This window comes from Thermoflexus hugenholtzii JAD2 (assembly GCF_900187885.1).
Lineage (GTDB): Bacteria > Chloroflexota > Anaerolineae > Thermoflexales > Thermoflexaceae > Thermoflexus > Thermoflexus hugenholtzii.
The window spans coordinates 397-694 of sequence record NZ_FYEK01000063.1 but is presented as its reverse complement, the minus strand read 5'-3'; the positions used below and the strand labels follow the sequence as shown (position 1 = coordinate 694).

The window sequence follows — 298 nt, the reverse complement described above, 5'->3', positions numbered from 1 at the left end:
GGCGAAGATCGCCGTTTTGGTCAGGGGGGGCAGGGTGGGGGCGGGCCGCTCGCCGGGCAGCGCTGAGCGCTGGCCCAGCCCGAGGGCGAGCAGGTAGAAGGCGGCGAGGAGGGGGAGGGTGAAGAGCAGGGCCCAGGTGGCGGGGCGCAGGCGGCGCTTCCCATAGTGCTCATAGGTGAGATACCACCACAGTTCTTTGAAGAACCAGCGGATCCAATACATTGGGGCCTCCTTGGATCAGTTGGGAGGGTTTTCGATCCCCCCAGGCGATGGCGGAGACTTACAGGGGCCGGTGGGT

General features: G+C 66.8%; 1 protein-coding gene. It reads right to left on the bottom strand.

Annotation, left to right across the window (positions count from 1 at the left end; all coding sequences use genetic code 11):
• Positions 1-222, bottom strand: a 222-nt coding sequence (locus CFB18_RS15680; RefSeq protein ID WP_200808205.1) for a hypothetical protein, incomplete at its 3' end; no start/stop codon positions are given.
• Between the last annotated feature and the right edge of the window lie 76 nt (positions 223-298).